The sequence below is a fragment of the Streptomyces sp. HSW2009 genome (assembly GCF_040240285.1).
Classification (GTDB): domain Bacteria; phylum Actinomycetota; class Actinomycetes; order Streptomycetales; family Streptomycetaceae; genus Streptomyces.
This window is the reverse complement of record NZ_JBEHZD010000491.1, coordinates 1-5,915: the sequence shown is the minus strand read 5'-3', so window position 1 is coordinate 5,915 and position 5,915 is coordinate 1. Positions and strand designations below refer to the sequence as shown.

Genomic DNA, 5,915 nt, shown 5'->3' with positions numbered 1-5,915 from the left:
CCCCCCCCCCCCCCCCGCCCCCCCCGCCCCCCGGGGCGCACCCCCCCGCACCAACCGGCATGCCACGCGCCCACCCGTACGCGCGGGTGCGAACCGGCACGCCGGCCCACGGACCCCACGGCCCACGCGTGACATCCCGTGCGCAACAACCCCCGCGTACGCGCGCGAAGGCATGCCGAAGCGAAGACGCAGGCAAAGGCGTAGGCAAAGACGCAGGCGAAGGCGCCGGACCCCGCCAACCCGCCCGTACGCGCGCGAGGCGCGCCCCCTGCGTCAGCCCGTGCCGGTGCGTCAGCCCGTGCTGGTACCGACCCCGGAGGTGCGTCAGCCCAGGTGTTGGTACCGGTCCCAGAAATGCATCAGCCCAGGTGTCGGTACCGACCCCGGAAGTACGTCAGCGGGTCGCCCTCCGTGCCCGAGGTCGCGGCGGTCAGTACGCGGGCCACCACAAGGGTGTGGTCGCCCGCCGTGATGCGCTGTTCCGTGCGGCACTCCAGGGTGGCGAGGGCGCCGCTGACCAGCGGGGCGCCGGACGCCTCGCCGCGGACGTGCGGAAGGTCCGCGAAGAGCAGCCGGTCGCTGATGCGGCCCTTCATCGCGAAGCGGCCCGCGACCTGCCGCTGGCCTTCGGCGAGCAGCGACACCGCCCACAGCGGCTGCCGCTCCAGCACGTCGTCCATCCGCGATTCGGCGCGCACGCTCACCATCACCAGCGGCGGGTCGAGCGACACCGAGAGGAAGGCGGTCGCCGTCATGCCGACGTCCTCGCCGCGCGGGCCGTCCTCCGGGTCGTGCGCCGTCACCAGCACCACCCCGGCCGCCAGCCGCGACAGCGCGGCCCGGAACTCGTCCTCGCTCACCCCTCCAGCATGCGGGACGGCGCGGCCGGACTCCGACCGCTGGGGCGTCCCGCGGGTCGGCGCGGCCGGTGGTGCGCCCGGTGTGGCCGAGGCGGAGCCGGGGACGTGCGGGGCTGGGGAGGACGAGGTTCGCAACACGTCAGCGACGCTATCCGGCCGCCCCGCCGACCCACATCGGGCTCCCGACGGAGAACGCCCTAGGACCTTGGGCGGGGTCCGCGCAAATCCGTACCGATATTCGATACGGCCACCCCCGGTAAACGTAATCGCATTCCGGATTTGCTTTCAGGAAATATCGCGCGGGGGGTCTGAGCCCGAGTAACAGCCATATCCCTGCAACGGATGTACGTTGTGACATAAGTCACAACGGGCAGTAATTGTTGACCCTGTGTACCGACTGGACAGCTCGCTGTGATTCAGTGGCCGTGGCAGTGAGAGTCGACAAGAAATTCTGGAGTTGCTGTCGAGGTCTCGGGGGAGAGCGATCGATGGAGACCGAGTCGGAGCCGTACATCCGTCTTGCGACCCTGCGGCAGCTACATCACGTGGTCGCCGAACTGAACACGGGGCGCAGTCTTGCGGACACCCTGCAAACCGTCGCCGACGGCGTGACCCAGGGCCTGGGCTACGAGCTGTCGGCAGTCAATCTGGTCCGACCCGACGGGGACCTGGTGGTGGCCGCGGTCAGTGGCAGCCCCGGTGCCGAGGCGCTGATGGCGGGCCGGATCGGCTCGCGGGCGTCCTGGGAGCGCCGCCTTTCGATGGGCGACCGCTGGGGCGACCTGCGCTTCATCCCGTACACCGAGGGCTGGGTGCTCGACGACGACGACGTGCCGCAGTGGCACGTCGCCGGGCCCGCGCCGCGGTTCCCCGACGAGTGGCACCCGATGGACCGGCTGTTCGCGCCGATGCGCTCGGCCGGCACCTCGCAGGGCGAGCTGCTCGGCGTGATCTCCGTCGACAAGCCGCGCAACGGCCGCCGCCCCGGCGCCTGGGGCCAAGAGGCCCTCCAGATGTACGCCTTCCACGCCGCCATCGCGATCGGCAACGCCCGGCTGCGCGCCAACATGCAGCGCGCGCTGCGCCGCCTCGGCCGCGACCAGCAGGCGCTGCGGGCCAGCGAGGAGAGCTTCCGGCAGGCGTTCGAGTACGCGCCCAGCGGCATGGCCATCGCCGAAATGGGCGGCGACCAGCACGGGCGGCTGCTGCGCACCAACGACGCGCTGTGCCGACTGCTCGGCCGCTCCGCCACCGTGCTGCGCCGCTACTCCTTCTCCGACCTCGTCCACCCCGAGGACATCGGGACCCTGCTGCGCACCTCGGCCGAGGGCGGCCGGGCCGAACTGCGCCTCGCCCGCCGCGACGGCACGTACCTGTGGGTCTCGCTGCGCAACAGCGTGGTCGCCGACGCCGCCGACGGCCCCCGCTTCCTGCTCACCCACGTCGAGGACATCGAAGAACGCAAGCGCCACGAACTGCAACTCGCCCACCGGGCCAGCCACGATTCGCTGACCGGGCTGCCCAACAGCGCCGAGCTGCGCAGCCGGCTCGGCGCCCGGCTCTGCGCCCGTCCCCCACAGCCGGCCTACGCGGGCGCGGACGCCGCGGGCCCGGCCGTCGACGGCGCCCAGCCGGCGGTGCGCGAGGCGGCGCTGGTCGGCAGCATCGAGCAGGACGCGTACGTGCAGGGCTTCGGGCTCGACGCGTTCGGCGGTGCCGCGGTGGACCTCGGCGACCTCGGTGACCTCAGCGGGCTCGACGCGGACGTGCTGGAGGGCCTGCCGGGCGGCGCGGACGCCGGCCCCTTCGACCACCACGTGCACACCTATGCGCCGGCCGAGGGCGAGGAGGACGACGGCACCAAGGGGCTCGCGGTGCTCTTCTGCGACCTCGACGGCTTCAAGTCGATCAACGACAGGTTCGGCCACCACACCGGCGACGCCGTGCTCATCGAGGTCGCCCGGCGGCTCTCGCACGGGGTGCGGGACGGGGACACGGTGGCCAGGCTCGGCGGCGACGAGTTCGTGGTGCTGGCGGACGGCCTCGGCCGGGCCGACGCCCAGGACCTCGCCGTGCGGCTGCGGAACGCGATCATCCCGCCCATTCGTTTCGAGGGCCGCGCGGTACGGGTCGGCGCCAGCTTCGGCATCGGCTGGGCGGCCTGCGGAATGTCGGCCGAAGAGGTGCTGCAATCCGCTGACCAGCGTATGTACGTGGAAAAGCGGTCGCGCTCGAAGGCGAACCGGCGCGCCGGCTAGCCGCCGCCCGCCCGCTGCCGGGTGGCCGGTCCCGATCGGGTGCCCGGGGCGGGAACGCGGAGCAGCCGCACGGCCGTTGTTCGGCGGGGTAGGCTGCGCCGGTCGGCACGGCTGCCGAGAATGAATCGATCATGAACATTGGCCATCCGGACAGCGCACGGCTATGACGGCCGCCCCGGCCCTGATATGAGCTGTTCTGGCACCCGAGTGCCACAGCGCGGATGACCATCAGGGATGAAGTGGGAGTGACCAGGGGATGACGGCCGGCAATAACGGCTCGGGTGTGCCGCAGGACGACGACCCGTTCGCCTACCTGTACCGCCAGGAGGGCGGCGAGGCGGGCGCGGACCAGGGCGCCCAGGGCACGCCACGCACGGGCGGTTACGGCTATCCAGGACCGCCGCAGCCCGGCGTCCCCCGGACCTCGTACAACCACGTCCGCGCGGTGGGCGAGCGGCAGTACGGCCAGCAGCAGTACCAGCAACAGCACCACCAGCAGCAGGCCGCGCCCGGCGGCTACGGCTACGGGCAGCAGCAGCCACCACAGCAACAGCAGCAGCACGGGCACTACACGGCGCCCGAGGCGCTGCCGACGCAGACCTGGAACCGGGTGCAGGGCCCGCCGCCCGGCGGCGTGCCGCCGCGGCAGCAGGCGCCCGCCGGTCCCGGTCACGCCGGTCCCGGTCACGGCGCCCCCGCAGGGCGTGGCGGCGGAGGTCGCGGGCCCAATAGCAAGGGGCTGCTCATCGGGGCGATAGCCGTGGTCGCCGTCGTGATCGTCGGCATCACCGTGGCGATGATCTCCAACAACACGGGCGGCAAGAAGGACAAGGCCGAGCCGACCAAGGACGCCCAGCCGACCGCCACCGAGACCGCCGAGCCGAGCAACAGCCCGAAGGCCACCAAGGGCCCGGCGCCGCTGCCCACCGAGGACGCGTCGACGATGAAGCTGGAGGGCGGCACCACCCTCGCCTCCGACGTGCCCGGTGCGAAGGCCGACGGCGGCAAGTACGTGGCGGGCATCAACAAGCCCGGCGCGGCGGCCACCTGGTCCGTCGACGTCGAAGAGCCCGGCCAGTACCGGCTGTACGTGGGGTACGGCGTCCCCGGCGAAGACCAGAACCTGAGCCTGACGGTGAACAGCAAGCGGGACCCCCGCGCCGTCAGCATGAAGAACTTCGCACTAGCGAAGAAGGGTGACTGGGAAGCCGGCTGGACCAACACCTGGGCCATCGTCAACCTCAACAAGGGCACCAACACGGTCCGGCTCTCCTGCGAGAGCGGCAACAAGTGTGACGTCAACCTCGACCGGGTCTGGCTGACGAAGGGCTGACGCCCACCCCGCTCCACCTGCTCTTCCCGGTCCGCCTGTCTTACCTGCTTCCCCGGTGCGTACGCCGGATCAGCATTCACCGGCCCGTACGCCGGACGTGCTTTCCACGGCCCGCGCGCTGGCTCTGCTGCTCACCGGCCCGCGCGTGGGCCTGCTTCCCCGGCGCGTACGCCGGACCTGTTTTCCACGGCCCGTACGTCGATGTCCTGGCCCGTACGCCTCCCGCCCGGGTGGCCAACTGGCCCCGGGCCGGAGGCCGGGCACGGGGAACACGTACGGGAGCGCCTACGGGAAATGCGCGCAGGGAACGCGCACGGGCCGACCGCTCCCGGGTCGGTCGGCCCGGGGCCCGCCCCCGCGCGGCGGGCTCACCCGGCCGCCGGCCCCTCGCCGCCGGCTCAGCCGCCGACCACGGCGAGGAACGCGGCCACCGTCGCGGCCATCGCGTCGCGGCCCGGGCCCACGTACTTGCGCGGGTCCACCAGGTCGGGGCGGGCCGCCAGTTCGGAGCGGACGGCGGCGGTGAAGGCGGTGTTCAGGGCCGTGCCCACGTTGATCTTGACCATGCCGGCGGCGACCGCCTGCCGGATCTCCGCGTCCGGCACGCCCGACGAGCCGTGCAGCACCAGCGGCACCGGCACCGCGTCCCGCAGCCTGCCGATCAGCTCGTGGTCGAGGGCAGCGGTCCGCTCGGTCATCGCGTGCGAGCTGCCGACGGCCACGGCCAGCGCGTCCACGCCGGTGTCCGCGACGTACGCCGCCGCCTCCGCCGGGTCGGTCCGCACCCCGGGGGCGTGTGCGTCCAGCGGTGCCTCGCCCTCCTTGCCGCCGACCTCGCCGAGTTCGGCCTCCACCCAGACGCCCCGCTGGTGGCCCCAGGCGACGGCGTCCGCGGTGGCCCGTACGTTGGCCGCGTAGCCGAGCTTGGACGCGTCGAACATCACCGAGCTGAAGCCGTTGTCGTGCGCGGCGTGCAGCAGGTCGACGCTGACCACGTGGTCGAGGTGGAGCGAGAGCGGGGCGCTGGACGCGCGGGCGACCGCGGCAGCGGCGGCGGCGATCGGGGCCAGTCGGCCGCCGTGGAAGCGCACCGCGTTCTCCGACACCTGGAGGATCGCGGGCGCGCCCGCGGCCTCCGCGCCGGCGGCGATCGCCTCGGCGTGCTCCAGCGAGATGACGTTGAACGCGGCGAGCGCACGGCCCGCGGACCGCGCCTGCCCGACGAGTTCACCAGTGCTGACCAGTGGCATGACTTTCCTCTGTCCCGGGCCTTGGACGGCCCTCGTTCGCGCCGGGCGCCGCGGGGCGCGCTGCGCACGGCGCATACGCCCCGGGCCCCGCCGCGGCGGTCGTACACGCGCCGGGCCGCAGCCCGCCGCCGGTGGCCCGCGGGCCGGCACCGTTGCCGGTCGCGGAGGTGCGGGGCCGGCCCGCGAAGGGGCGGCCCGCACGCGTGCTGGCGGA

4 protein-coding genes are annotated in these 5,915 nt (G+C 73.3%); 2 read left to right on the top strand and 2 right to left on the bottom strand.

The features are described 5' to 3' along the window. Positions 1 to 359: 359 nt before the first annotated feature. Positions 360 to 998, bottom strand: coding sequence for a flavin reductase family protein (locus AAHZ94_RS27095; protein WP_349996032.1), 639 nt, complete (start codon positions 996 to 998; stop codon positions 360 to 362). Positions 999 to 1,348: 350 nt separating this feature from the next. Here AAHZ94_RS27095 and cdgB point away from each other — a divergent pair, with 350 nt between their 5' ends. Continuing rightward, entirely contained in the window at positions 1,349 to 3,118 is a 1,770-nt protein-coding gene (cdgB, locus tag AAHZ94_RS27090) for a diguanylate cyclase CdgB (protein ID WP_349996030.1), read from the top strand. A 256-nt stretch (positions 3,119 to 3,374) separates the two neighbouring features. Next, on the top strand, positions 3,375 to 4,451 hold the full coding sequence (locus AAHZ94_RS27085) for a carbohydrate-binding protein (protein ID WP_349996028.1): 1,077 nt from the start codon (positions 3,375 to 3,377) through the stop codon (positions 4,449 to 4,451). 398 nt (positions 4,452 to 4,849) lie between these two features. Here the strand turns inward: AAHZ94_RS27085 and AAHZ94_RS27080 are convergent, their stop codons facing one another. Beyond that, a complete protein-coding gene (locus tag AAHZ94_RS27080) occupies positions 4,850 to 5,701 on the bottom strand; it encodes a class II fructose-bisphosphate aldolase (protein WP_349996026.1) in 852 nt (283 codons plus the stop codon). Positions 5,702 to 5,915 lie beyond the last annotated feature (214 nt).